Below are 24,989 nucleotides of genomic sequence, written 5' to 3'. Positions count from 1 at the left end.
GATGGACGACGACCTTTTCACCATCGCCCCGGCCGACGGCGGCGACGAGACCCAGCTCGACCTGGGCACCTATGCCCAGCAGGCCTACCTGGAATACGCGCTCAGCGTGGTCAAGGGCCGCGCGCTGCCCGACGTGGCCGACGGGCAGAAGCCGGTGCAGCGGCGCATCCTCTACTCCATGGCCCGCATGGGCCTGGGCTACACCGGCGCGGCCGGCGCCAAGCCGGTCAAGAGCGCCCGCGTGGTGGGAGACGTGCTGGGCCGCTTCCACCCGCACGGCGACCAGGCTGCCTACGACGCGCTGGTGCGCATGGCGCAGGACTTCGCGCAGCGCTACCCGCTCATCGACGGCCAGGGCAACTTCGGCAGCCGCGACGGCGACGGCGCGGCCGCCATGCGCTACACCGAGGCGCGCCTGGCGCGCATCACGCGCCTGCTGCTCGACGAGATCGACGAAGGCACGGTCGATTTCGTCCCCAACTACGACGGCAGCACGCAGGAGCCGGTGCAGCTGCCGGCACGCCTGCCTTTCGCCCTGCTCAATGGCGCCAGCGGCATTGCCGTCGGCCTGGCCACCGAGATCCCCAGCCACAACCTGCGCGAGGTGGCCGACGCCTGCGTCGCCCTCATCAAGGACCCCAAGCTCGGCGACGAGGAACTCGCGCAGATCCTGCCCGGGCCCGACTACCCCGGCGGCGGCCAGATCATCAGCGCGGCGTCGGACATCGCCGAGGCCTACCGAACCGGGCGCGGCTCGCTCAAGGTGCGCGCGCGCTGGAAGATCGAGGAGCTCGCGCGCGGGCAGTGGCAGCTGGTGGTCAATGAGCTGCCACCGGGCGTGAGCGCGCAGCGCGTGCTGGAGGAGATCGAGGAACTCACCAACCCCAAGGTCAAGGCGGGCAAGAAGGCGCTCACGCAGGACCAGTTGCAGCTCAAGCAGGCGGTGCTCGCGGTGCTGGACGCGGTGCGCGACGAGTCCAGCAAGGACGCGGCCGTGCGCATCGTGTTCGAGCCCAAGACCAGCCGGATCTCCCAGGCCGAGCTCACCACCACGCTGCTGGCGCACACCAGCCTGGAGACCTCGGCGCCCATCAACCTCACCATGGTGGGCCTCGACGGGCGGCCGACGCAGAAGTCCCTGCGGCAGATGCTCACGGAGTGGATCGAGTTCCGCCAGCGCACGGTGGAGCGGCGCTCGCGCCATCGCCTGGACAAGGTGCTGGACCGCATCCACATCCTCGAGGGGCGGCAGCTGGTGCTGCTGAACATCGACGAGGTGATCGCCATCATCCGCGCGAGCGACGAGCCCAAGCAGGCGCTGATAGACCGCTTCCGCCTGACCGAGCGCCAGGCCGAGGACATCCTGGAGATCCGCCTGCGCCAGCTCGCCCGCCTGGAGGCGATCAAGATCGAGCAGGAACTCACCGAGCTGCGCGAGGAGCAGAAGCGCCTGGAGGAGATCCTGGGCAGCCCCGCGGCGCTGCGGCGCCTGATGGTCAAGGAGATCGAGCAGGACGCCAAGCAGTTCGCCGATGCGCGGCGCACCCTCATCCAGACCGACAAGCGCGCCGTCGCCGAGGTGCGCGTGATCGACGAGCCGGTCACGGTGGTGGTCTCCAGCAAGGGCTGGCTGCGTGCGCGCCAGGGCCATGGCCACGAGCCTTCCAGCTTCGCCTTCAAGTCCGGCGACGGGCTCTACGGCACCTTCGAATGCCGCACCGTGGACACGCTGCTGGCCTTCGGCAGCAACGGGCGCATCTACTCCATTCCGGTCTCCACGCTGCCCGGTGCGCGGGGTGACGGCCAGCCGGTCACCAGCTTCATCGACCTGGAGTCGGGCACCCACGTCGTGCACTACTTCGCCGGCGCACCCGGCGCCTGGCTGCTGCTGTCCAACTCGGGTGGCTACGGCTTCCTCGCGACCGTGGAGAACATGCTCTCGCGCCAGCGCGGCGGCAAGTCCTTCGTGAGCTGCGGTCCCGGCGAGACCCTGTGCCGGCCCTCGCCCGCCAACGTGGCACCGCCGGGCGGGCAGCCGGCCACGGGCCCGTACGCGCCGGCCACGCACGTGTGCTGCGCCTCCACGGGCGGGCGCATCCTCACCTTCGAGATTGGCGAACTCAAGGCGCAGGCCAATGGCGGCCGGGGGCTGCTCCTGATCGACCTGGAAGCCAAGGACAGCCTCGCCGGCGCCGCGGCCTACACCCGCAGCGTGCGCATCGCCGGCATCGGGCGCGGCGGCAAGGAACGCGAGGAGACGCTGGAGATCCGCTCCCTCAACAACGCGAAGGCGGGCCGGGGCCGCAAGGGCAAGGCAGCAGACCTGGGCTTCAAGCCCGCCCGCGTGGACCGCGTCGAATGATGCGGGCGCTGGAACTGAAGGTGCCGCCCACGGCGCTGGTGGTGCTGATCGCTGCGGCCATGTTCGCCCTGTCGCGCGCCTGGCCGTCCATGGCGGTGGCCGTTCCCGCGCGCGTGGTGCTCGCGGCCCTGCTCCTGCTCGTGGGCATCGCCATCGCGCTGGCCGGCGTCGCGGCCTTCCGCCGCGTGCGCACCACCGTCAACCCGATCCGCCCGGACACCTCCAGCGCGGTGGTCTCCACCGGCATCTATGCGCGAAGCCGCAACCCCATGTACCTGGGCATGCTGCTGGCGCTGGCCGCCTGGGCCGTGTGGCTGTCGCACCCGCTCGCCTTCCTGGGCCTGCCGGTCTTCGTGCTGTGGATGAACGCCTTCCAGATCCGCCCCGAGGAGCGCGCGCTTGCGGATCGCTTCGGGCCGGTGTACCAGGACTACCTGCGTTCGGTGCGGCGCTGGATTTGAGTCCCGAAGCCGCTCCCTCCCCCCCTGGGGGAGGGTCGGGGTGGGGGCCACGCACGCCGACCACGCTGCTTCTCGCGGCCCCCATCCCAGCCTTCCCCCAAGGGGGGAAGGTGCCTGCACACTCGCTCAGATCGAAGGCGCTTCGGGAAGATTGCTCTTCCTCCTTCGGATCTCCGCCCCCCGCTCCTCCGCCGCATGCGCCTGCGCCGCCGCTTCCAGCGTCGCGCGTGCCCGCTCGGCTTTTTCCTCCACCGAGGAACGCGAGCCCTGGTCGTCGGCGTACACCTTGGTGAACTCCGCGCCGAAGATGAAGATGAGCGCGGCGTAGTACACCCAGGCGAGCAGCACCACCAGCGAGCCGGCGGCCTGGAACGTCTCGGTCACGCCGCTGCGCCCCAGGTACAGGCCGATGCCGATCTTGCCGATCTCGAACAGCACCGCCGTCACCAGCGCGCCCACCCCCACGTCGTGCCAGGCGATGGGCGTGGAGGGCAGCAGCTTGTAGATCATGGCGAAGAGCAGGGTGAAGATGCCCAGCGACACCAGCGCATTGAGCACCCACAGCACCCGCTCCCAGCCTGGCAGGAGCCCGCCGGCCCAGGTGCTGATGAAGGCGAGCACCGCGCTCACCAGCAGCGAGACCATCATCAGGAAAGCCACCCCGATGATCAGGCCGAAGGACAGCAGCCGCGCCCGCAGGATGCCCATGATCCCCGAGGGCTTCTCGCGCTCGGGCACCTTCCAGATGCGGTCCATGGCGCTTTGCAGCTCGGCGAAGACCGTCGTGGCGCCCACGATCAGCACGATCAGGCCGATGCTGCCCGCCACCAGCCCGCGGTCGGTGTTGCTGGCGCTGGCCACCAGGCCCTGCACGAACTGCGCGCCCTGCTGGCCGATCAGGCCCGCGGCCTGCCGCACCACCTCGCCTTCCACGGCCTCGCGCCCGAAGAGCGCGCCCGCCACCGCAATCACGATCACCAGCAGGGGCGCGATGGAGAACACCGTGTAGTAGGAGATCGCCGCCGCCATGCTGAAGGCGTAGTCGTTGCTCCAGGCGGCCCCGGCCCGGGTGAACAGGTGCACGAGTCGTTTGGGCGAGAGCATGGCTGCACTGTACGGTCGCAGGCTGCACGGGTGGGGCGGTCGCAACAGACCTGTAACGCCTGTCGAGCCGGCCGGGATGCGAGGCAGAATTCGCGGCTTTCGGCCGACAACCTCATCCGTTTTCCCTGCCCATGCCGCTGTTCAAGAACCTCACTGCCTTCCGCATCGCTCCCGAGTGGACCCCGCCCGAGCTGTCCGCGCTCGAAGCCGAGCTGCAGCGGCTGGCTTTCCAGCCCTGCGGCCCCACGCAGGAACTCTCGGTTGGCTGGCTGCCCCCGCGCGGCGAGGAGCATGGCGCGATGGTGGAGAACATCGCCGGCCATTGGCTCCTCAAGCTGGGCGTGGAGCGCAAGGCGGTACCGGCCGGCGCGGTCAGGAGCGAGCTGGAGGCCCGTTGCAAGGCGATCGAGGCCGAGCACGGCCGCAAGCCCGGCCGCAAGGAAAAGGCCGAGCTGAAGGAGCAGATCGTGCATGCCTTCCTGCCGCGCGCCTTCAGCAAGCGGGCCTCGCACACCATCTGGATCGACGCCGTCAACCGCCTGCTGCTGGTGGGCGCGGGCAGCACGCGCGCGGCCGAGCCGGTGCTCAAGCAACTGGGCGACGTCATGGCCGACCTGAAGCACGTGCTCTCGCTCTCGCCGCTGTCCACCGCGACCTCGCCTTCGGCGGCCATGGCGCACTGGCTCAGCACCAAGGAGGCGCCGGCCGGCTTCACCATCGACCGCGACCTGGAGCTGAAGAACAGTGGCGAAGAAAAATCCGTCGTGCGCTATGCACGGCACACCCTGGAGCTCGACGAGATCGGCCAGCACATCCAGGAAGGCAAGCTGCCCACGCAGCTGGCGCTGACCTGGGAGGGCCGCGCCTCATTCGTGCTCACCGAGCAGCTGCTTCTGAAGAAGATCGACCTGCTCGGCGCCGACGACAACCTGGGCAAGGACAACGGCTTCGACGCCGACGCGGCCATCGCGACGGGCGAGCTCTCGGCCTTGATTCCGGACCTGCTGCAGGCCCTGGGCGGCGAGATGCAGCTGGGCCAGCCCGCGGCCGCACCGGCCATGGCGCCGACGGCGCAGGAGCTGGCCGACGCGCCGTTCTGAGCCGAAGGCGCCGGGGAGGCGCGGCGGCATTGGTCACAATGTCGCCTTCACCGAAGCACCGTGACCGCGCCATGCCCCTGAATTTCGCCGCCCGCCTCGACAAGGTCGAAACCTCCGCCATCCGCGAGCTGTTCAAGCTCCTGGGCAAGCCCGGCATCATCAGCTTCGCTGGGGGCTTTCCGGATTCGGCCATGTTCGACGTCGAGGGCCTGCGCGAGGCCAGCCGCCTGGCCCTGGCCGAGCAGCCCGGCGCGGCCCTGCAGTACGGCGCCACCGAGGGCTACGACCCGCTGCGCGCGGAACTGGCCGCCTTCCTGCGCGCCAAGGGCGTCGAACGCATCGACCCCAGCGGCCTCATCGTCACCACCGGCAGCCAGCAGGCGCTGGACCTCCTGGGCAAGACCCTGGTGGACCCGGGCGACAAGGTCATCGTGGAAGGCCCCACCTTCCTGGCCACCATCCAGTGCTTCCGCCTCTATGGCGCCGAGGTGATCAGCGCGCCCATCGACGGCGAGGGCGTGCGGGTGGACCGGCTGGAGGAACTCATCGTCCAGCACCGGCCGAAGTTCATCTACCTCATTCCCACCTTCGGCAACCCCAGCGGTGCCTTGCTCGGCCTGGAGCGCCGCCGCCGGGTGCTGGAGCTGGCGGTGCGTCACCAGGTCCTGGTGGTGGAGGACGACCCCTACGGCGACCTGTACTTCGACGCCGCGCCGCCGCCCAGCCTGCTGGCGCTTTCGGAAAGCGTGCCCGGCAGCCGCGACTGGATCGCCTACTGCGGCAGCCTGAGCAAGGTGCTGAGCCCTGGCCTGCGCGTGGGCTGGCTCGCCGCACCGTCCGAACTGCTCGCACGGGCCACCATGTGCAAGCAGTTCAGCGACGCCCACACCAGCACCTTCGCCCAGGCCACCGCCGCGCAGTACCTGAAGGCAGGCCGCATGCCCGCCACGCTCGCGCACGTGCGGGAGATCTATGGCCAGCGCGCCCGCACCATGGGCGAGGCGCTGCGACGCGAGCTGGGCGACGCGATCGCGTTCACGCAGCCGCAGGGCGGGCTCTTCTTCTGGGCGCGCCTCACCGGGGCCGGCGGCAAGCTCGCGGACGCGAGCGAGCTGGCACGGCGCGCCATCGGCGAGGGCGTGGCCTTCGTGCCGGGCGCCCCCTTCTTCGCCACCGAGCCCGACACTTCGGCGCTGCGACTGAGCTTCGCGACGGCGGGACTGGAGCAGATCGAGGAAGGCGTGAAGCGGCTGGCGCGCGCGCTTGCGTGAGCTTCGGCGAGGAGCTTCTGAACCCTCACCCTCTGGGGGAGGGCAGGGTGGGGGCCACGTACGCCGGACACGCTGCTTTCCGCAAGCCCCCATCCCAGCCTTCCCCCAGAGGGGGAAGGTGTCTCAGACGGAGTGACGCAGCTTCAAGCCTTGACCCACGTGAACACCCGCACCGGCGGAACGTTCAAGAGCTCCCACTCACGCACCGGCTCGCCCAGGTAAGGCGTCATGAAGCCGGCCACGTGCGCCCGCACCTGGTAGGCCACGAAGCGGCCGCCCGGGCGCAGCACCTGGGCCACCAGCGACGCGATGCGGTCGGACACCTCGGCGGGCATGGTCGAGAACGGGATGCCGGAGATGATGGTGTCCGGCGGCGCCAGCCGCCGCGCGCTCAGCAGCTCGGCGATGCGCTCGGCGCTCGCATGCTCCAGCAGCAGGCGCGAGTCGTGCAGCGTGCGGCGCAGGTGATCGTGGAAGTGCGGGTCCAGCTCGATGGCCATCAGCCGCGCAGCCGGCGGCAAGGCCTGCAGGATGGCATCGGTGGTGCCGCCCGTGCCCGGCCCCAGCTCGACCACGCACTTGGCCTGCGCGATGCAGCCGTTGCGCACCAGCCGCTGCTCCAGCCGGGGGGAACTCGGCACCACCGAGCCGACCTGCGCCGGGTTGCGAACGAAGCCCCGGAGGAACTCAGCACCGCCGCGCAGGGGACCAGGGGGGAGGGCTCGTGTGCTGAGGCCTGAATGGCGGGCGGGCCGGGCGCTTCGTTGTTCGTTCATAGGCATGACCACGTTGAGGACTGGCGAATTCTCCGGCTCGCGTCCGGCGCACCGTGTCGGACAGCTTCGCCACGATAGGAGCCGACGCTGGTTCGGCCTGTCGCCTGCGAGAATAGCGTTTACCGCGTTTTCCCTGATGCTTGCGCAATGCCGCTGCCCGCTTCGCCGTCCCGTTCCCCCATGCATACCCGGACCGTGGCCTACCACGGCTTCCGCCGCGAAGACGGCCTCTGGGACATCGAAGCCGAGCTGACCGACACCAAGCCCTTCGAGCTCGGCCTGTACCGGCCCAAGCCGCTGCCGGCGGGCGCGCCGGTCCACCACCTGGCGATCCGCCTCACGCTGGACGACGAGTTCGTGGTGCGGGACATCGTCTCGGCCCTGGACGCCACCCCCTTCGGCGAATGTGCCCAGGCGGGGCCGCCCTTGGCCGGGCTGGTCGGCGCACGGGTGGCCTCCGGCTGGCGCAAGGCCATCGACGAGGCCATCGGCGGCACGCGCGGCTGCACGCACCTGCGCGAGCTGCTGGCCAACATGGCCACCGTCGCCTTCCAGACCATCCCAGCCGGCCAGGCGCGCCTGCGCCAGCTGGCGGGCGAGCCGGAGCCGGTGTCGGACCGCCCGCCCTTCCATGTGGGCGGCTGCATCACCTGGGATGCCAACGGGCCCACGGTCCAGCGCCATTACCCGCAGTTCGTCGGCTGGGAGCCGCTGCGCCGGGCGCGCTGAAGCGGCTGCCGACGCGAATGCCCCGCGAGCGTCCTCGGGCTTGCGGGGCGGCTCGCTGACGCATGGCAGGTGCGCGGCTACCGTGCGCCCATGCCTGAAGATCATCCCGATTCCATGCGCCGAAGCAGCCTGCGGCTGCTCCTGCTGGCCGCGCTGGCGGCGCCGTTGGCGGGCCATGCCCGCGACGAGGCGCAAGCCGCCTGGGCGGCGCTTCGCCAGCCGGGTGCCATCGTGCTGTTCCGCCACGCAACCGCGCCGGGCGTGGGTGACCCGGAGCGCTTTCGCCTCGGGGACTGCAGCACGCAACGCAACCTGGACGAGCGCGGCCGGGCCGAGTCGCGCCAGCTGGGCCAGGCCTTCCGGCAGCGAAATATCGAGGTGGGGGCGGTGCTGAGTTCGCAGTGGTGCCGGACCATGGAGACGGCGCGGCTGGCCTTCGCGGATCTTGCGGCCGGTGGCGTGCGGGAGGCGCCGGCCTTCAACTCCTTCTTCGGCGAGCCCGGCCGGGCCGATCCGCAGACGGAGACGGCGCGCGAGATGCTGCGCCAATGGAAGGGCCCGGGTGCCCTGGTGGTGGTGACGCACCAGGTCAACATCCGGGCCCTGACAGGAGAACTCACCCGCTCCGGCGAAGGCCTGGTGGTGCGGGTGCCGGCGGGAGAGGGGCCGATCGAGGTGATCGGCCGCCTCCAGCCCTAGCCGGGTCGCTTACTCGATCACGAAGTCGCCGGTGGAGGACTGCACCGTGAAGCGGCCGTCGCCGGCGTACTGCAGGGTGATGGACTCGCCGGTGTTGCCGGTCAGGCCACCTGCGCCGATGCTGGTGCGGCCGCCCTGGGACACGAGCAAGGCGCTGGCAGTCGCCTGGTTGGGGCCGGCGAGCAGCGTGGTGCCATCACCGGAAACCGCGGCAGCGCGCCATTCGCCAGCGCTTCCGACCGTGTTGAAGCTGTTCAAAGCGCCGGCGCTGGTGGAGACGTAGAGCGCGCCGGCAGTCGTCGGCGTGCCCGTGGAGACCACCACCGTCTGGCCGTTGGCGGAGACGCTGACCTGCGTCACGTTGACGCCCGTCAGCACGGTTTCCCAGGTCACGCCGCCGTCCGTCGAGACCACCACCCTTCCGACGTTTTCCTCGCCGGCAACGATGACTTGCCCGTCAGCGGACATGGCGACGCGGTACCACTCACCGAGTGCATCCGGGTCGGTGGTGGCCGTGTCCAAGGTGATCGCATTGCCGGCGGATACCGACCCGACGCGGATGACCTGGTTCTTCTCCACCGCCACGATGCGACTGCCGTCGCCAGACAGGTCCAGTGCCTCCCAGTTGCCCGGCAGCACGGCGGGGGTCCAGCTGGTGCCGTCGTTGCGCGAGATGTACAGATCACCACCCCCCAACTCAGTGGCCGCCATGACGGCCCCGTCGCGCGACACGGCACCGGCGATCCAGTTACCGAGGCCGCCGGTAGGCGTGACGCTGGCGAAGTTCACGCCTCCATCCGTGGACACATACACGCCCTCGAATCCGTTCACCGCAATGATCTTGGACCCGGTGGAAGAGATGTCCACCGTCCCCCAGTTGTTCGAAATCGGAGAGGTGAAGTAGGTCCAGGTGGCGCCACCGTCGCGCGACGTGGCGACCTGTCCCGTCCCAGCGCGGTAAGTCGTTGCGCCACCGAAGGCATTGGAGGTTGCGGCAAGTGTCTGGCCATTACCCGACGCGGCGCCGTAGAACCAGCGGTCGGCAACGCTCGTGGTGGTCTCGAAATTAGCACCGAGCACCGGGTTGCCGGTGACGCCGGTGGTGTCGATGAACTGTCCGGCGTTCGGCACGATCTGCCAGTCGTTGGCGCTCTGGCCCGTGACGCTTACCGTGGAGCCAACCGTCGGGGCGGTCGGCAGGATGAGGTTGACGGTACCGGCCGCAGTGGCGGCGACCACGTAGTTGCCGCCCGCATCCATCTGCTGCGACAGGGTGGTGACGGGCGTCGGCGCAGGCGCAGGCGCAGGCGCAGGGGCGGGGGCGGGGGCGGGGGCGGGGGCTGGCGCGGGCGCGGGCGCCGGTGCCGGTGCTGGCGCCGGGGTGTCGTCGCCGCCGCCGCCGCCGCAGGCGCTCAGCGCCACGGCCGTGAACAGCGCGGTGAGGGCCATTGACGGCCGGCGATGGGTTCTGTTGTCTTGTCTCGACATGCTGCTTCTCCTGGGGTTGCGTTCGGTTGATCCCTTAACGGACCGACACGATGCTGCCGAGTAAGGGCGCCTCAGCGGTTTCCGATGTAGAGCATCCCGATGTAGGAAAACGGGCCGTCGCGGCGTGAGGCGGGGCGAGGTGCTCGGCCGTGGCGCGCTCTGCTGACCGCGCCAAGCCCGGTCGCGCTTGTAAAGAGGCGTTGCGACCGCAGTTGCGCGGCATGAACGATCCGCTGCACCTCGTCTGTCCGCACTGCCAGACCGTCAACCGCGTGCGTGCCGAACAGCTGGGCTCAGCGCCCGATTGCGGCCGCTGCAAGCAGGCGCTGTTCACGGGACGCCCAGTCGCCGTGGACGAGGCCGCGTTCGAGCGGCACGTCGCGCGCAACGAGATCCCGGTGCTGGTGGACTTCTGGGCCGCATGGTGCGGCCCCTGCCGCATGATGGCGCCCGCGTTCGAGCAGGCGGCGGCGCTGCTGGAGCCGCGCGTCCGTCTGGTCAAGCTCGACACCGAACAGGCACCCACGCTGTCGCAGCGCCTGGCCATCCGCAGCATCCCGACCCTGGCCCTGTTCTCGGGCGGCCACGAGATCGGGAGGCAAGCCGGCGCGCTCACGCGCGCGGCGGATATCGCCGGCTGGGTCGGGCGCCAGCTGCGCTGAACCGACAGGCGGGGCTGTGCCGCGCGCCACGCCGCTTCCATAATCCGCGCATGAGCCTCCTCGATCGCCTGTTCCGGCGCAAGCTCGGCGCCGCCGCGGCGCCGCCCTCGCAGCTGGACGAACCCGCGCAAGAGCCGGTGTCATCGCGCAGCGTGCCCCGCCGGGAGGTTGTGCACGTCGTGTTGCGGGAGACCATGCGCCAGCACGCCATCCCCATGGACTGGATCGAATGCCGCACCCTGGGCGTGGTGCAGTCGGGCCAGAGCAGTGGCACTTACGTCACGCTGATCGTCAAGGGGGGGCAGGAACGCCTGCTCGCCTATGTGCCCGCATTCCAGGCGAGCTTCCGGCAGGCGCTGCTGCGTTTCGATCCCTTGGCGTCCGAGTGGTTGCGCGGCCTGGCCTGGCAGTTCGACTTCGACCCGGCAGCGCCCGGCCCGCAGCCCGCGTCCGAAGCCGAGCCGACACGAAGCGGCGATGCGCCTGCGGATGCGGATGAGGAACTGGCCTCGGACCTGCAGGCCTTGTATGCGATCCGCGACGCGGCACTGCGCCCGACACCACGCGAGTGAGTCGCCCCGGCGGCCCCGAGCCGGCCGCCCTCGGGGAGCCGATTCACCACTTCGGAATTCGCAGTGTCTTGCTGATCATCAGCGTGCCCGAGAGCGCGAACAGCAGGGCCATGGGGTGCAGGGCCCAGGGGCCGAGCTGCCAGGCACCGCCCCACAGCCATTCGTCGATCGCGCCGAACCAGGCCATTACACCCAGCAGCAGGGTGAGCAGCACGCTGGTGGGAATGGGCGTGCCTTCGAAGTACTTCACCTTGTCGCCGCCGGCGCTCAGGCTCTCGGCCGTGACGTTGAAGCGAGCCAGCCGGCTCACGCCGCAGCAGACGAAGTAGACGAGGATCAGCGCGTCCCAACCGCCGCGCAGGCCCGCTGCGTAGCCGAGCGCGGCCGGCGCCACGCCGAAGGAAATCACGTCGGACAGCGAGTCCAGCTCGCGTCCCAGGGCCGAGTGCTGGTTGCGCGCACGCGCGATGCGCCCATCCAGCACGTCCAGTAGCAGGGCCGCCGGCGCGAGCGCCACCGCCGCGAAGAACTCCAGCAACTGCCCGCTGGCCATGTAGCTGAGCGTGAACAGCACGGCGCCCACGCCGCAGGCGGCATTGCCGAGCGTGAAGAAGTCGGCCAGCTGGAACTCGCGCAGCATGGAGAAATGCCGCGGCTCGCGTGGACGCGCATCGGCTGCGGAACTGCTGGGTCGATCCATGCAGGCACCTTAGGACAACAGCACCCCGCGCGCGGGTCGGAAGGGGGCCGGGAACGCTGTCGTCCCGCACCGACGGTCCAGGCCGCAGGCCGGCAGCTCGTCCGCCCCGCATTGCTATAGTCCGCGGCCCATGAGCATCGCCCCCCGCGCGGATCGTCGCGACCTGCTGCGCCTTGCCGCCGCCACCGCGCTGGGGGCCTGCCTGCCCGCGGCACGCGCAGGCGCGCGGCGCTGGCGCTTCGACCCCTTCGGCCTCGGCGTGGCCAGCGGATCGCCCCGGCATGACTCGGTCGTGCTCTGGACGCGCCTGCTCGCACCCGGCTGGTTCGACTCCATCGGCGAGGACCCGGTCCCCGTGCGCTGGGAAGTGGCGCACGACGAGCACTTCACGCGCATCGCGCAGGCGGGCGAAGCGCTGGCCATGCCGGCCCTGGCGCACAGCGTGCATGTGGAGCCCGCCGGCCTGGAGCCGGACCGCTGGTACTTCTATCGCTTCCGCAGCGGCGAGGTGGACAGCCCGGTCGGCCGCACCCGCACGTTGCCGAACCCGGGCGACTCACCGGCGCTGCTGCGCCTGGCCTATGCGTCCTGCCAGCGCTGGGAGCACGGCTACTACGGCGCCTACCGCCACATGCTGGAGGAGCAGCTCGACTTCGTGATGTTCCTGGGCGACTACATCTACGAGTACCCGAACGCCACGGCCGCGATCCGCAACTTCCCGACACTGGGCCTGGTCCACACGCTGGACGACTACCGCCGCCGCCACGCCCTGCACCGCAGCGACGCGGCCCTGCAGGCCATGCATGCGGCCTGCCCCTGGCTGGTCACCTGGGACGACCATGAGGTCCAGAACGACTATGCGGGGCTGGTGGCCGGCGACTCGCGGCCGCTCGGCCTGAACGCCAGCGCCAGTTTCCTCGACCGGCGCAATGCCGCCTACCAGGCCTGGTACGAGCACATGCCGGTGCGCGCCTCGGCCCTCGCTCGCGCGGCCTCGGGTGCGCTGGAGGTGCAGGTGCCGCAGCACCTGCGCTTCGGCCGGCTCGCGGACCTGCTGGTGCTGGACACGCGGCAGTGGCGTGATCGCCAGGCCTGCCGGCCGCCCAGCGACCCGGGTGGCCTGGTCGATCCCGCCACCTGCGAGGCCCTGCGCGACCCCGCGCGCACGCTCCTCGGGGCGGCGCAGGAGCGCTGGCTGGACGCGAGGCTCTCCGGGTCCGTGGGACGCTGGACCGTCATGGGCCAGCAGACCCTCTTCGGCAAGCGCGACAACTTGCCGGGCCCGGGCGAGCGCCTCTGGAACGACGGCTGGGACGGCTACCCGGCCGCGCGGCGTCGCGTCATCGAGTCGCTGCAGCGCCACCAGGTCGGCAACCCCGTGGTGCTGGGTGGCGACGTGCACGAGAACTGGGTGGGGCACATCAAGGCGGACTACGAGCGACCCGAGAGCGCCGCCATCGGCGTGGAGTTCTGCGGCACCAGCATCACCTCACGCGCAGGCGGCGCCGCGCGGGTGCCGCAGCGCCTGGCCGAGAACCCGCATTTCGTCTTCGCGGACGGCCTGCGGCGCGGCTACGGGGTGTGCGAGTTCACGCCCGCCGCGCTCTCCACCACCCTGCGCGTGGTGCAGGACGTGGGCGACCCGGCCACGGGCATCGAGACGCTGGCGCGCTTCGAGGTGGCGGCGGGAAGGCCGCAGATCAAGGCGGTTTGATCCGGCCGAGGGCTCAGAAGGTGTGAAGGAACCGCAGCGGGCGCCGCCGAGGTGGCGCCGAGCATCGCAGCCGTACCTGCGTACGGCGAGAAGCGCCTTCTCAGGCTCGCACGATCTCCAGCAGCCGGTCCAGCCCGCCCTGGTCGATGGCCACCATGGCCTGCTCGCGCACCCTGGGCTTGGCGTGGTAGGCCACGGACAGGCCGGCTTCTCCCATCATCGGCAGGTCGTTGGCGCCGTCGCCCACCGCGATGGCCTGTGTGGGTGCAAGACCCAGCTGCGCGCAGGTGGCCAGCAGCATGCGGCGCTTTTCCTCGCCGTCGCAGATGTCGCCCCAGGGCTGGTCGACCATGCGTCCCGTTAATCGGCCCTCAGCGACCTCCAGCACGTTGGAGCGCGTGAAGTCGATGCCCAGGCGGTCGCGGATGCGGTCGGTGAAGAAGGTGAAGCCGCCCGAGACCAGCAGCGTCTTCAGGCCCGCGGCCTTGGCCGCGGCCACCAGTTCGGTGGCGCCCGGGTTGAGCTGGAGGCGCTCGTCGTAGACCTGCTGCAGGTAGCGCACGTCCACGCCGCCCAGCAGCGCCACGCGCTGGCGCAGGCTTTCCTTGTAGTCGGTGATCTCGCCGCGCATGGCGGCTTCGGTGATCGCGGCCACTTCGTCCTTGCGGCCGCAGGCGGCGGCGATCTCGTCCACGCATTCGATGTTGATCAGCGTGGAATCCATGTCGAAGGCGATCAGGCCGAAGTCGCGCCAGGACAGGGGCGGCGTGAAGCCGCGGATGAAGAGGCCAGGGGAGTGTTCGCGGGCAGGGGCGGTCATGGGGCGGGGATTGTCGCACCGCAGGGGCGCGAAACGGGGTCAGGCCGGCTCCGCCACCTTCGGCTGCCCCAGTGAGCGCAGCACGTCGCGGACCATCTGCACCCGGTCCTTCACTTCCTTGAACTCCTTCTCGATGCGCAGCTTGTCGTTGCCCGCGAGCTTGATATGCCGGTTCTTCTGCACGAGCTCGATGATGCGCATCGGCTCCACCGGCGGGTTGGCCTTGAAGGCGATGACGATCACGCCGGGTGCGGCATCGACCTTGACCACGCCGTAGGGCCGCGCCAGCACGCGCAGGCGGTGCACGTCCACCAGGTTCTGCGCCTGCGGCGGCAGCTTGCCGAAGCGGTCGACGATCTCCTCCAGCAGCGTGTCGATCTGGTCGGTGGTCTTGGCCGTCGCGAACTTCTTGTAGAAGGACAGGCGCAGGTGCACGTCGCCGCAGTAATCGTCCGGCAGCAGGGCCGGCGCGTGCAGGTTGATGTCGGTGGCGGCGGACAGCGGGGCGAGCAGGTCCGGCTCCTGGCCGGCCTTGAGGCTGCGCACGGCCTCGGCCAGCATCTCGTTGTACAGCTGGAAGCCCACCTCCAGCATGTTGCCGCTCTGGTTCTCGCCCAGCACCTCGCCGGCGCCGCGGATCTCCAGGTCGTGCATGGCCAGGTAGAAGCCCGAGCCCAGTTCCTCCATCTGCTGGATGGCATCCAGGCGCTGCGAGGCCTGCTTGGACAGGCTTTCCGTGTCGGGCACGAGCAGGTAGGCATAGGCCTGGTGGTGGCTGCGGCCCACGCGTCCGCGCAGCTGGTGCAGCTGCGCCAGGCCGAACTTGTCGGCGCGGCTCATGACGATGGTGTTGGCCGTGGGCACGTCGATGCCGGTCTCGATGATGGTGGAGCACAGCAGCACGTTGAAGCGCTGGGCCACGAAGTCGCGCATCACGCGTTCCAGGTCCCGCTCGGGCATCTGCCCATGGGCCACGGCGATGCGGGCCTCGGGCAGCAGCGCCTGCAGGCGCTCGCGCCGGTTCTCGATGGTCTCGACCTCGTTGTGCAGGAAGTACACCTGTCCGCCGCGCTTCAACTCGCGCAGCACCGCCTCGCGGATCACGCCGTTGCCTTCGTTGCGCACGAAGGTCTTGATCGCCAGGCGGCGCTGCGGCGCGGTGGCGATGACCGAGAGATCGCGCAGCCCTTCCAGCGCCATGCCCAGCGTCCGGGGGATGGGCGTGGCCGTGAGCGTGAGCACGTCCACCTCGGCGCGCAGGGCCTTCATGGCCTCCTTGTGACGTACGCCGAATCGGTGCTCCTCGTCGATGATCAAAAGGCCCAGGTTCTTGAACTTCACGCTCTGCGACAGCAGCTTGTGCGTGCCGACCACGATGTCCACGCTGCCCTCGGCGATGCCCTTCGCCGCCGCGGTGATCTCCTTCTGCGAGCGGAAGCGGCTCATCTCGGCGATCTTCACGGGCCACTTGGAGAAGCGGTCCACCAGCGTCTGGTAGTGCTGCTCGGCCAAGAGCGTGGTGGGCGCGAGGAAGGCCACCTGCTTGCCGCCGGTGACGGCCACGAAGGCGGCGCGCAGGGCGACTTCGGTCTTGCCGAAACCCACGTCGCCGCAGACCAGGCGGTCCATGGGCTGGGGCGAGACCATGTCCTGGATGACGGCGTGGATGGCGGCGTTCTGGTCGGCCGTTTCCTGGAAGCCGAAGTCGGTGGCGAAGGCCTCGTAGTCCTGGGCCGAGAAGCGGAAGGCATGGCCTTCGCGCGCGGCGCGGCGTGCGTAGATGTTCAGGAGCTCCGCGGCCGTGTCGCGCACCTGCTCGGCGGCCTTGCGCTTGGCCTTGTCCCACTGGCCCGAGCCCAGCTTGTGCAGCGGCGCCTCGTCGGCCGAGACGCCGGTGTAGCGGCTGATCTGGTGCAGCTGGCTCACCGGCACGTAGAGCGTGGCCTTGTCGGCGTACTCCAGGTGCAGGAACTCGGTGTTGCCCTGGCCCAGGTCCAGGTTCACCAGGCCCCGGTAGCGGCCGATGCCGTGCTGCGCGTGCACCACCGGGTCGCCCACGTTCAGCTCCGACAGGTCCTTGATCAGCGCCTCGACGTCGCTGACCTGCTCCTGCTTGCGGCGCCGGCGCACCGTGACCCCCGCGGCGAAGAGCTCGGTCTCGGTGACCAGGTCCAGTGCCTGGTCCATCCACTGGAAGCCTTGCGCGAGCGGCGCGGTGGCGATGCCGAGCTTCTCCTGCGAGGCCTGGAATTCGGCCAGCGAGTCGAAGACGGGAAGCGTGAGATGGCTGGCCCGCAGGAAGTCCAGCAGGCTTTCGCGCCGGCCGTCGGATTCGGCGAGGACCAGCACGCGGTGGGGCGTTCGCGCGAGGTGGTCCTTGAGACGCGCGAGCGGCTCGTCGGCGCCGCGCGTGACGGCGATGGAGGGGAGGGGCTGGAAGGCGTGGCCCCCACCCCCGCCCTCCCCCAGAGGGGGAGGGAGTTGACTTGCCCCCTCCCCCTCTGGGGGAGGGCTGGGGTGGGGGCCGCCCCCGCTGCGCAGCGCGAGCTGCGGGTGTTCCTTGGCGCGGGCATAGAACTGCTCGGCCGAAAGGAACAGCGCCTCGGGTGCGAGCACCGGCCGCTCCGGGTCGCCCTGCACCAGCCGGTGGCGCTCGCGGGTGTCCTGCCAGAAATGCTGGAAGGCCGGTTCCAGGTCGCCGTGCAGCACCAGCGCCGCCGCTTCGCCCAGGTAGTCGAAGACCGTGGCGGTCTCCTCGAAGAACAGCGGCAGGTAGTACTCGATGCCCGCCGTCGCGACGCCGTTTCCCATGTCCTTGTAGAGGCGGCTGCGGGTCGGGTCGCCCTCCATCAGCTCGCGCCAGCGGCTGCGAAAGCGCGCGCGCGCCGCTTCGTCCATCGGGAACTCGCGCCCCGGCAGCAGGCGCACCTCGGGCACGGGGTAGAGGCTGCGCTGGCTGTCGGGGTCGAAGGTGCGGATGGAGTCGATCTCGTCGTCGAACAGGTCCACCCGGAAGGGCACCGCAGAGCCCATGGGGAAGAGGTCGATGAGCCCGCCGCGAACCGCGTACTCGCCCGGACTGACCACCTGCGTCACATGGCTGTAGCCGGCCAGCGTGAGCTGGGCCTTGAGCTTGGCCTCGTCCAGCTGCTGCTGCAGCTTGAAATGGAAGGTGTAGCCGGCCAGGAACGACGGCGGCGCCAGGCGGTACAGCGCCGTGGTGGCCGGCACGATCACCAGGTCGGCTTCGCCCTGGGAGATGCGCCAGAGCGTGGCCAGGCGCTCGCTGATCAGGTCCTGGTGCGGCGAGAAGCTGTCGTAGGGCAGGGTCTCCCAGTCGGGAAACAGGCAGCAGCGCAGGTCGGGGGCGAAGAAGGCCATCTCGTCCAGCAGGCGCTGGGCGTCGGTGGCGTCGGCCGTGACGATGGCCACGCGCCGGCCGGCGGCTTTCTCGCGCTCGGCCAGCCGGGCCAGCAGCAGGGCGTCGGCCGAGCCGGCGGGACGGGGCAGGGAAAAACGCTTGCCGGGGGTGAGCTTGGGGAGATCCATGGCGCCAATGGGAAACACCCCGCGGCGAAGGGCGCGGGGTGTGGGAAGCGGCGAATTCTAGAATGGCCCACCCGTTCATGAGCCACCCTGTGTCCACGCCTGTTACGCCGCCGCGCCTGCATGCCTTCATTCCCTGCGCCGGCAGCGGCAGCCGCGCGGGCGCGGGCGCGCCCAAGCAGTACCGGCCCGTCGCGGGCCTGGCCGTGGTGCGGCATACGCTGGCGGCCTTCGCGGCCGTGCCACGGGTCGCGACGGTCATGGTGGGCGTGGCCCCGGGCGACAGGGAGCTGGCGCAGGAACCCGGCATCGTGCTGGCCGAGTGCGGCGGCCCCACGCGCGCGGCCACGGTGCTAGGCGGCCTGCAGGCGCTGCGCGAACGCGGCGCAGGGGAGGATGACTGGGTGCTGGTGCACGATGCCGCGCGCTGCCTGGTCACGCCCGAACTCATCGAGCGGCTCATCGCCGGCTGTGAAGGCGACCCCGTCGGCGGCCTGCTGGCGCAGCCCCTGGCCGACACGCTCAAGCAGGGTTTGGCGGGGCGCGCCGAGGCGACGGTGCCGCGCGAGGGCCTGTGGCTCGCGCAGACGCCGCAGATGTTCCGGCTGGGCCTGCTGGCATCGGCGCTCGCGCAGGCCGGCGACGGGGTCACCGACGAGGCCAGCGCCATCGAGCAGGCCGGCCACCGGCCCCGGCTCGTCCCGGGCTCGGCCCATAACTTCAAGCTGACCTGGCCGGAGGATTTCGCCCTGGCCGAGGCACTGCTGCGGACACGACAGGAGACACGCGCATGAAGCTGCGCATCGGAGAAGGCTGGGACACGCACGCACTGGTGGAGGGCCGGCCCCTCGTCATCGGCGGCCTGCGCATTCCGCACGACAAGGGACTGCTCGGGCATTCGGATGCCGACGTGCTGCTGCACGCGATCACCGATGCCCTGGTCGGTGCGGCCGGCCTGGGCGACATCGGCCGGCATTTCCCCGACACCGACGAACGCTTTCGCGGCGCCGATTCCGGCGTGCTGCTGCAGGAGGCGCTGCGGCGCGTCCGCGATGCGGGCTGGGTGCCGGTGAACGTGGACAGCACCGTCATCGCCCAGGCGCCCCGGCTCGCGCCGCACATCGAGGGCATGCGGGCGCGCATCGCAGGCCTGCTGCAGCTCGCGCCCGAGCAGGTCAACGTGAAGGCCAAGACCGCCGAGAAGATGGGACCGGTGGGCGAAGGCCGCAGCATCGAGGCGCGCGCGGTCGTGCTCCTCACCACCCCCTGACCACCCGCCGACCCCCCACCCGAAAGATCCCATGCCCTGGCCCGTCCTCGTCTTCGACATCGAATCCATCCCCGACATCGCGGGGCTGCGCTGCCTGCAGGACGCGCCGGCCGACGCCACCGACGCCCAGGTCTACGAAGCCTGGCTGCAGGAGCGGCGCGAGAAGGGCCAGGGCGAGTTCATGCCGCACCACCTGCAGCGCGTGCTGGTGATCAGCGCCGTGTTCCGCAACGCCGAAGGGTTGCGGGTGCATTCCTTCGTGGACCGCGACAACGCGAGTGAAGCCAAGGTGATCCAGGGCTTCTTCAATACGCTGGAGAAACACGTGCCCCAGCTCGTGAGCTGGAACGGCGGCGGCTTCGACCTGCCGGTGCTGCACTACCGGGGACTGCGCCACGGCGTGACGGCCTGCAAGTACTGGGACCTGGGCGAGGACGACCGCGAGTTCAAGTGGAACAACTACATCGGCCGCTACCACATGCGCCACCTGGACCTGATGGACGTGCTGGCCATGTACCAGCCGCGCGCCAACGCGCCGCTGGATGCCATGGCCAAGCTGTGCGGCTTTCCCGGCAAGCTCGGCATGGACGGCTCGCAGGTGTACCCGGCCTTCCTGGACGGAAAGCTCGAAGACATCCGCCGCTACTGCGAGACCGACGTGATGAACACCTACCTGCTGTACTGCCGCTTCCAGAAGATGCGCGGCGGCTTCACCGAAGGCGAGTACGAGCAGGAGATCGCGCTGGTGAAGTCATCGCTGGCCGCCCTGGCCCCCCAGGAAGCGCACTGGGACGAATATCTGGCGAGCTGGAAGTGAGGGCTGTCCGGGCCTACTTCCCGCCAGCGAGGATCTCGTCGTAACCGCGTCCCTGGAACTCCAGCAGGTCGAAGCCGTGACCGAAGGGGTCGGCCAGGTTCGCCATCCGGCCCCAGCGCCTCTGCTGCACGGGGCGCTCCAGCCGCGCGCCCAGGCCCACCAGGCTGCGCACGCGCTCGTCGATGCCGGTCACCACGAAGTCCAGGTGCACGGGCGTCCAGTGGCGCTCGTAGCTGCGGCGCGCCGGCCGTGATTCGCCCAGCGGGGCGCTGCCCGGCGGCTCGACCAGCAGGTCCAGCGGCGCGCTGGCGCCCAGCAGCTCCGCCCAGTCGTCGCCGAGCCGCCGGCCCAGGCGCAGGCCCAGCCCCTGCGTGTAGAAGGTGATCGCGCGTTCGAGGTCGTCCACGTCCAGGCAGACACGCAGCTCCATGAGGGCTCCTTGCGTCGAGGCGAAGCGGCCAGTATGCACCTGAGACAATCGCGGCCATGACGCAAGGAAGTGAGAAGCCGGACCTGCCCGAAGGCTGGCTGGCGGTGGACGCGCTCGACATCGAGGCCCAGGGCGTGGCCCGGCGCGCCGACGGGAAGGTGGTGTTCATCGACGGTGCGCTGCCGGGTGAACAGGTGTCGGTGGAGGTGCATCGGCGCAAGAACAACTGGGAGCAGGGAACGCTCACGGCGATCCACCGCGAGTCGTCGCAGCGCGTGGCGCCGCGCTGCCCGCATTTCGGCCTGCATGCAGGCGCCTGCGGCGGCTGCAAGATGCAGCACCTGCACGCCGGTGCGCAGGTGGCCATCAAGCAGCGGGTGCTGGAAGACAACCTCTGGCACCTGGGCAAGGTGCGGGCGCAGACCCTCTTGCGCCCCATCGAAGGCCCGGCCTGGGGCTACCGCTGGCGGGCGCGGTTTTCCGTGCGGCACGTGCGCAAGAAGGGCGCCGTGCTGGTGGGTTTCCACGAACGCAAGAGCCGCTACGTGGCCGACATCCGGGAGTGCCATGTGGTGCCCCGCTCGGTCAGCGACCTGCTGCTGCCGCTGCGCGAGCTGATCGGGAGCATGGACGCCATCGAGACCTGTCCGCAGATCGAGCTGGCCTGCGGCGTGGATGCGGCCGAGCCCTCGCGTGAGATCATCGCGCTCGTGCTGCGCCACCTGGAGCCGCTCAGCGCGGGGGACACGCAGAAGCTGCGCGATTTCGCGCAGGCGCACCCGGCGGTGCAGTGGTGGCTGCAGCCCAAGGGCCCGGACACGGTGCACCTGCTGGACCCCGGTCCGCAGCTGGCCTACACCCTGCCCGAGTTCGGCATCACCATGCCGTTCCGCCCGACCGACTTCACCCAGGTCAACCCCTTCATCAACCAGGTGCTGGTCACGCGCGCGCTGCGGCTGCTGGAGGTGGGCAGGAACGAGCGCGTGATCGACTGGTTCTGCGGGCTGGGCAACTTCACGCTGCCGATCGCCACGCGGGCCGGCGAGGTGCTGGGCATCGAGGGCAGCGAGGCCCTGGTGGCCCGTTCGCGCGAGAACCTGGCGCGCAATGCGGCCAGGGCCACGGCGCCGACGCGCTTCGTTGCGCGGAACCTCTTCGAGATCACCCCCGCGCAGCTCATGGAGGACGGCCGCGCCGACAAGTGGCTGGTCGATCCGCCGCGCGAGGGCGCCTTCGCGCTGGCCAAGGCGCTGGCCGACCTGCACCAGGACCCTGCGCTCCTGCGCGCCGACTGGCAGCCGCCGCGCCGCATCGTGTATGTGAGCTGCAACCCGGCCACGCTGGCCCGCGACGCCGGGCTGCTGGTTCACCAGGCCGGCTACCGCTGCACGGCGGCGGGCGTGGTGAACATGTTTCCGCACACCGCGCACGTGGAGTCCATGGCGGTCTTCGATCTCGACTGACACCCGGGCTCGCCGGAAAGAAAAAAGGGACCCCGAGGGGTCCCTTTGCCATGGGGCGCGTCGGCGTTCAGTCGTTGCCGCTGGTCAGGCCCAGCAGGGCCAGCAGGCTCTGGAACACGTTGAAGATGCTCAGGTACAGGCCCAGGGTGGCCGAGATGTAGTTGGTTTCGCCGCCGTCGATGATGCGCTTGACGTCGTACAGGATGAAGGCGCTGAACACGCCGATGGCCATCACGCTGATGACGAGCATGCCGACCGTGGAGCCGACGAAGACGTTGATGGCCGCGCCGATCACGATGGCCAGGGCGCCGACGAAGAGGAACTTGCCCAGGCCGGTCAGGTCGCGCTTGATCACGGTGGCCAGGCTGGCCATCACGAAGAACACGCCGGCCGTGCCGGCAGCCGCCGTCATGATGAGGCTGGTGCCGTTGGACATGCCCAGCACCATGCCGATGATGCGCGAGAGCATCAGGCCCATGAAGAAGGTGAAGGCCAGCAGCACCGGCACGCCGGCGGCCGAGTTCTTGGTCTTCTCGATGGCGTACATGAAGCCGAAGGCACCACCCAGGAACACGATCAGGCCGAGCCCGCCACCCAGGCCGGCGGTGATGCCCGTGGCCACCCCCAGCCAGGCGCCCAGCGCGGTGGGCAGCAGGCTCAGGGCGAGCAGCCAATACGTGTTGCGCAGCACCTTGTTGCGCTGCGCCGCTGGCACGGCATAGCCATAGCCTGCGGTCTGGACTCGTTCGTTCATGAGCGTCACTCCTTGTTGGTGAGGTGGCGTAAAGATGGGCGCATTCTAGGGGCCTTCAAGGCCCCAATCGAACGGCTATGCTCCGACCCCCATGAAAACCATAAGTTTCCTTGAACTGGCCGATTTGAAGGCCATCGCCTCTGCCGCCGAAGCCGAAGCCCTGAAGCACGGGTGGGCGGTCACCATTGCCATCGCAGACGCCGGAGGGCACCTGCTGTGGCTGCAGCGGCTCGACGGCGCGCCGGCCGTGTCGGCGCAGATCGCACCGGCCAAGGCGCACACGGCCGCGCTCGGGCGGCGCGAAAGCCGGATCTATGAGGAGATCATCAACGGCGGGCGCACGTCATTCCTGAGCGCGCCGGGCATCGCGGGCATGCTCGAAGGCGGTGTGCCGATCATGAAGGACGGCCACTGCATCGGCGCCGTGGGCGTCAGCGGCGTGAAGTCCACCGAGGACGCCCAGATCGCGCGCGCAGGCATTGCCGCGCTGGGGCTCTGACCCCGCTTACTTCGTGAGGATCAGCTTGCCCAGGCGCGTGGCCTGGAGGCGGTAGAGCACGCCGTTGTGGCTGATCTCGATGGCGCGCTGGCCGCGCATCAGTTCGTCGCTGCGCACCAGGGGCGGACGCTGCGCCGCCCGCGGCTCGCTCGCCGACGCTGCGTCCTGGGGCGACTCGTGGCCCTGCTGCAGGGGTGGGGTGGCCATGCTCACTCCTGCTTCGGTTCGGTGATGAAGCCGATCCGGCGCAGCCCCGCCTGCTGTGCGGCGGCCATGAGCTGCGCCACCCGCTCGTAGCGCACGGCCCGGTCGCCGCGGATGTGGAGCTCGGGCTGCGGGTCGCGGGCCGCCTCGGCGGCCAGGCGGGCGGGCAGTGCCGCGTCGTCGATGCGGTCCGCATTCCAGAAGTAGCGGCCCTGCGCGTCCACCGAGACGCGCACCACCTGCGGCCGGTCCACCTCGCGCTGGTTGCTGGCCTGCGGCAGCTCGATGTTCACCGCGTGCTTCATCACCGGCACGGTGATGATGAAGATGATCAGCAGCACCAGCATGACGTCCACCAGCGGCGTCATGTTGATTTCGTTCATCACCTCGTCGGTGTCGTCCCGGGTTCCGAAGGCCATGGTGTGAGCTCCTCAACCCTTCTTCATGGGAACGACCTTGGTCGGCGCCCCGCTGGCGGCGACCCGGGCGCCGGTGATGAAGTAGGCGTGCAGGTCGTGGGCGAAGCGATTGAGCTTCATGAGCACGCCCTTGTTGCCGCGCACCAGGGCGTTGTAGCCCAGGACCGCCGGGATGGCGACGGCCAGGCCGAGCGCGGTCATGATCAGCGCCTCGCCGATGGGACCGGCCACGCGGTCGATGGTGGCCTGCCCCGCACCGCTGATGGCCAGCAGCGCGTGGTAGATGCCCCAGACGGTGCCGAAGAGGCCGATGAAGGGCGCGGTCGAACCCACCGAGGCCAGCACCGCCAGGCCCGACTGCAGGCGCGCGGTGGCCTCGTCGATGGCGTTGCGCAGCGACCGGGTGACCCACTCGCTGGCGTCGATGGAGTCGTGCAGCTGCGGCTGCGCATTGTGGTGCGCGCTGGCTTCGCGGCCTTCGAGCGCCAGGGCGCGGAAGGGGTTGCCGGCCTCGTGGCCCAGCTTGTCCAGGCCTTCGGCGAAGTCGCCGCTGTGCCAGAAGGCCTCGGTGCGGCGTGCCTGCGCCGACCAGCGGCGCAGGTCCAGCGCCTTGGTGATGATGACCATCCACGAGGCCAGCGACATCAGCAGCAGCAGCACCGCGACGCCCTTGATGACGAGGTCGCCTTGCTCCCACAGGTGGGCCAGGCCGAATTGCGTTTCCATCTGCTTTCCCCTACTCCAGAACGAAATTGATCGGTACGTTGAACCACATGGCTTCCGGCACGCCGCCGCGCCTACCGGGCACGTAGCGCCACTGCAGCACGGTCTTCAGGGCCGCCTGGTCCAGCCGCTCGAAGCCGCTGGAGCTGCGGATCTCAGCCTGCTCGGCGCGGCCGTCCGCGCCGATCAGCACGCGCAGCACGACGCGGCCCTGTTCGCCCAGGCGCTTGCTTACCGGCGGGTAGGCCGGCGGCGGGTTGCGCAGGTAGGCCGCGCTCGTCGAGGGCAATTCCACGACGGCAGCCGGAGCAGGTGGTGCCGGTGGCGCTGGAGCCGGCGCGGGTGGCGCGGGCGGCGCGGGCGGCGCGGGCGGCGCGGGCGGCGTGGGCGGTGCCGCGACGACCGG

26 protein-coding genes are annotated in these 24,989 nt (G+C 70.3%); 14 read left to right on the top strand and 12 right to left on the bottom strand.

The features are described 5' to 3' along the window. The first annotated feature begins 1 nt into the window (after window position 1). Window positions 2-2,362, top strand: a complete 2,361-nt coding sequence (gene parC / locus EZ242_RS18820; protein WP_135286751.1) for a DNA topoisomerase IV subunit A — start codon at window positions 2-4, stop codon at window positions 2,360-2,362. After that, window positions 2,359-2,823 (top strand): methyltransferase family protein, encoded by a 465-nt coding sequence (locus tag EZ242_RS18815; RefSeq protein ID WP_205960688.1) that lies wholly within the window; start codon window positions 2,359-2,361, stop codon window positions 2,821-2,823. Before parC ends, EZ242_RS18815 begins: the two co-directional genes overlap by 4 nt. Before the next feature lie 126 nt (window positions 2,824-2,949). Here EZ242_RS18815 and EZ242_RS18810 read toward each other — a convergent pair whose 3' ends face one another. Then, window positions 2,950-3,927, bottom strand: coding sequence for a YihY/virulence factor BrkB family protein (locus EZ242_RS18810; RefSeq protein ID WP_135286750.1), 978 nt, complete (start codon window positions 3,925-3,927; stop codon window positions 2,950-2,952). 131 nt (window positions 3,928-4,058) lie between these two features. Here EZ242_RS18810 and EZ242_RS18805 point away from each other — a divergent pair, with 131 nt between their 5' ends. Continuing rightward, window positions 4,059-5,027 (top strand): recombination-associated protein RdgC, encoded by a 969-nt coding sequence (locus tag EZ242_RS18805; RefSeq protein ID WP_135286749.1) that lies wholly within the window; start codon window positions 4,059-4,061, stop codon window positions 5,025-5,027. Between the two features lie 77 nt (window positions 5,028-5,104). Beyond that, window positions 5,105-6,298: an aminotransferase-like domain-containing protein gene (locus tag EZ242_RS18800; protein ID WP_135286999.1), complete on the top strand. Its 1,194-nt coding sequence runs from the start codon at window positions 5,105-5,107 to the stop codon at window positions 6,296-6,298. A 143-nt stretch (window positions 6,299-6,441) separates the two neighbouring features. On the opposite strand, the gene EZ242_RS18795 is transcribed toward EZ242_RS18800, so the two are convergent. After that, window positions 6,442-6,939 carry a class I SAM-dependent methyltransferase gene (locus EZ242_RS18795; RefSeq protein WP_205960687.1) on the bottom strand — a complete coding sequence of 166 codons (498 nt, stop codon included), beginning with the start codon at window positions 6,937-6,939 and terminating at the stop codon, window positions 6,442-6,444. A 315-nt stretch (window positions 6,940-7,254) separates the two neighbouring features. Here EZ242_RS18795 and EZ242_RS18790 point away from each other — a divergent pair, with 315 nt between their 5' ends. After that, window positions 7,255-7,803 carry a DUF2889 domain-containing protein gene (locus tag EZ242_RS18790; RefSeq protein ID WP_240787161.1) on the top strand — a complete coding sequence of 183 codons (549 nt, stop codon included), beginning with the start codon at window positions 7,255-7,257 and terminating at the stop codon, window positions 7,801-7,803. Window positions 7,804-7,917: 114 nt separating this feature from the next. Further along, window positions 7,918-8,502: a histidine phosphatase family protein gene (locus tag EZ242_RS18785; protein WP_135286997.1), complete on the top strand. Its 585-nt coding sequence runs from the start codon at window positions 7,918-7,920 to the stop codon at window positions 8,500-8,502. A 9-nt stretch (window positions 8,503-8,511) separates the two neighbouring features. Here the strand turns inward: EZ242_RS18785 and EZ242_RS22255 are convergent, their stop codons facing one another. Then, complete coding sequence (locus tag EZ242_RS22255) at window positions 8,512-9,990, bottom strand: hypothetical protein (protein WP_205960699.1); 1,479 nt, start codon at window positions 9,988-9,990, stop codon at window positions 8,512-8,514. Window positions 9,991-10,211: 221 nt separating this feature from the next. Here EZ242_RS22255 and trxC point away from each other — a divergent pair, with 221 nt between their 5' ends. Further along, window positions 10,212-10,652: a thioredoxin TrxC gene (trxC, locus tag EZ242_RS18775; protein ID WP_135286747.1), complete on the top strand. Its 441-nt coding sequence runs from the start codon at window positions 10,212-10,214 to the stop codon at window positions 10,650-10,652. 50 nt (window positions 10,653-10,702) lie between these two features. Next, window positions 10,703-11,224: a hypothetical protein gene (locus EZ242_RS18770; RefSeq protein ID WP_135286746.1), complete on the top strand. Its 522-nt coding sequence runs from the start codon at window positions 10,703-10,705 to the stop codon at window positions 11,222-11,224. Window positions 11,225-11,267: 43 nt separating this feature from the next. Here the strand turns inward: EZ242_RS18770 and EZ242_RS18765 are convergent, their stop codons facing one another. Continuing rightward, on the bottom strand, window positions 11,268-11,924 hold the full coding sequence (locus EZ242_RS18765) for a CDP-alcohol phosphatidyltransferase family protein (RefSeq protein WP_240787160.1): 657 nt from the start codon (window positions 11,922-11,924) through the stop codon (window positions 11,268-11,270). Between the two features lie 130 nt (window positions 11,925-12,054). Between EZ242_RS18765 and EZ242_RS18760 the strand changes: the two genes are divergently transcribed. After that, window positions 12,055-13,638: an alkaline phosphatase D family protein gene (locus EZ242_RS18760; protein WP_135286745.1), complete on the top strand. Its 1,584-nt coding sequence runs from the start codon at window positions 12,055-12,057 to the stop codon at window positions 13,636-13,638. Window positions 13,639-13,738: 100 nt separating this feature from the next. Here the strand turns inward: EZ242_RS18760 and serB are convergent, their stop codons facing one another. After that, the gene (gene serB, locus EZ242_RS18755; protein ID WP_135286744.1) at window positions 13,739-14,458 is read right to left on the bottom strand and encodes a phosphoserine phosphatase SerB; all 720 of its coding nucleotides are present in this window, start codon (window positions 14,456-14,458) and stop codon (window positions 13,739-13,741) included. 39 nt (window positions 14,459-14,497) lie between these two features. After that, window positions 14,498-18,007: a transcription-repair coupling factor gene (mfd, locus tag EZ242_RS18750; RefSeq protein ID WP_135286743.1), complete on the bottom strand. Its 3,510-nt coding sequence runs from the start codon at window positions 18,005-18,007 to the stop codon at window positions 14,498-14,500. Between the two features lie 62 nt (window positions 18,008-18,069). Between mfd and ispD the strand changes: the two genes are divergently transcribed. The 3 genes from ispD to EZ242_RS18735 are packed head-to-tail and all read left to right on the top strand — an operon-like array spanning window position 18,070 to window position 20,091. Further along, a complete protein-coding gene (gene ispD / locus EZ242_RS18745) occupies window positions 18,070-18,798 on the top strand; it encodes a 2-C-methyl-D-erythritol 4-phosphate cytidylyltransferase (RefSeq protein WP_135286742.1) in 729 nt (242 codons plus the stop codon). Further along, window positions 18,795-19,274, top strand: coding sequence for a 2-C-methyl-D-erythritol 2,4-cyclodiphosphate synthase (gene ispF, locus EZ242_RS18740; RefSeq protein ID WP_135286741.1), 480 nt, complete (start codon window positions 18,795-18,797; stop codon window positions 19,272-19,274). The genes ispD and ispF overlap by 4 nt, the downstream gene beginning before the upstream one ends. A gap of 31 nt (window positions 19,275-19,305) precedes the next feature. Beyond that, complete coding sequence (locus EZ242_RS18735; RefSeq protein WP_135286740.1) at window positions 19,306-20,091, top strand: 3'-5' exonuclease; 786 nt, start codon at window positions 19,306-19,308, stop codon at window positions 20,089-20,091. A gap of 13 nt (window positions 20,092-20,104) precedes the next feature. Here the strand turns inward: EZ242_RS18735 and EZ242_RS18730 are convergent, their stop codons facing one another. Beyond that, entirely contained in the window at window positions 20,105-20,521 is a 417-nt protein-coding gene (locus EZ242_RS18730; protein ID WP_135286739.1) for a VOC family protein, read from the bottom strand. A gap of 56 nt (window positions 20,522-20,577) precedes the next feature. Between EZ242_RS18730 and rlmD the strand changes: the two genes are divergently transcribed. Beyond that, the gene (rlmD, locus tag EZ242_RS18725; protein ID WP_135286738.1) at window positions 20,578-21,984 is read left to right on the top strand and encodes a 23S rRNA (uracil(1939)-C(5))-methyltransferase RlmD; all 1,407 of its coding nucleotides are present in this window, start codon (window positions 20,578-20,580) and stop codon (window positions 21,982-21,984) included. A gap of 67 nt (window positions 21,985-22,051) precedes the next feature. On the opposite strand, the gene EZ242_RS18720 is transcribed toward rlmD, so the two are convergent. Next, a complete protein-coding gene (locus EZ242_RS18720; protein WP_135286737.1) occupies window positions 22,052-22,738 on the bottom strand; it encodes a Bax inhibitor-1 family protein in 687 nt (228 codons plus the stop codon). A gap of 91 nt (window positions 22,739-22,829) precedes the next feature. On the opposite strand from EZ242_RS18720, the gene EZ242_RS18715 reads away from it, so the two are divergent. After that, a complete protein-coding gene (locus EZ242_RS18715; RefSeq protein ID WP_135286736.1) occupies window positions 22,830-23,237 on the top strand; it encodes a GlcG/HbpS family heme-binding protein in 408 nt (135 codons plus the stop codon). Window positions 23,238-23,243: 6 nt separating this feature from the next. On the opposite strand, the gene hemP is transcribed toward EZ242_RS18715, so the two are convergent. The 4 genes from hemP to EZ242_RS18695 all read right to left on the bottom strand — a co-directional run. Further along, the gene (gene hemP, locus EZ242_RS18710; protein ID WP_135286735.1) at window positions 23,244-23,444 is read right to left on the bottom strand and encodes a hemin uptake protein HemP; all 201 of its coding nucleotides are present in this window, start codon (window positions 23,442-23,444) and stop codon (window positions 23,244-23,246) included. A 2-nt stretch (window positions 23,445-23,446) separates the two neighbouring features. Further along, on the bottom strand, window positions 23,447-23,860 hold the full coding sequence (locus tag EZ242_RS18705) for an ExbD/TolR family protein (protein WP_135286734.1): 414 nt from the start codon (window positions 23,858-23,860) through the stop codon (window positions 23,447-23,449). Window positions 23,861-23,872: 12 nt separating this feature from the next. Continuing rightward, the gene (locus EZ242_RS18700; protein WP_135286733.1) at window positions 23,873-24,586 is read right to left on the bottom strand and encodes a MotA/TolQ/ExbB proton channel family protein; all 714 of its coding nucleotides are present in this window, start codon (window positions 24,584-24,586) and stop codon (window positions 23,873-23,875) included. A gap of 10 nt (window positions 24,587-24,596) precedes the next feature. Further along, the coding region (locus EZ242_RS18695) for an energy transducer TonB (protein WP_135286732.1) at window positions 24,597-24,989 on the bottom strand (393 nt) is incomplete at its 5' end.

The organism is Ramlibacter rhizophilus (genome assembly GCF_004681965.1).
In the GTDB taxonomy this organism is placed as follows: domain Bacteria; phylum Pseudomonadota; class Gammaproteobacteria; order Burkholderiales; family Burkholderiaceae_C; genus Ramlibacter; species Ramlibacter rhizophilus.
Note: the sequence above shows the minus strand (reverse complement) of the source record. Positions and strands in the feature narration are given on the sequence as shown.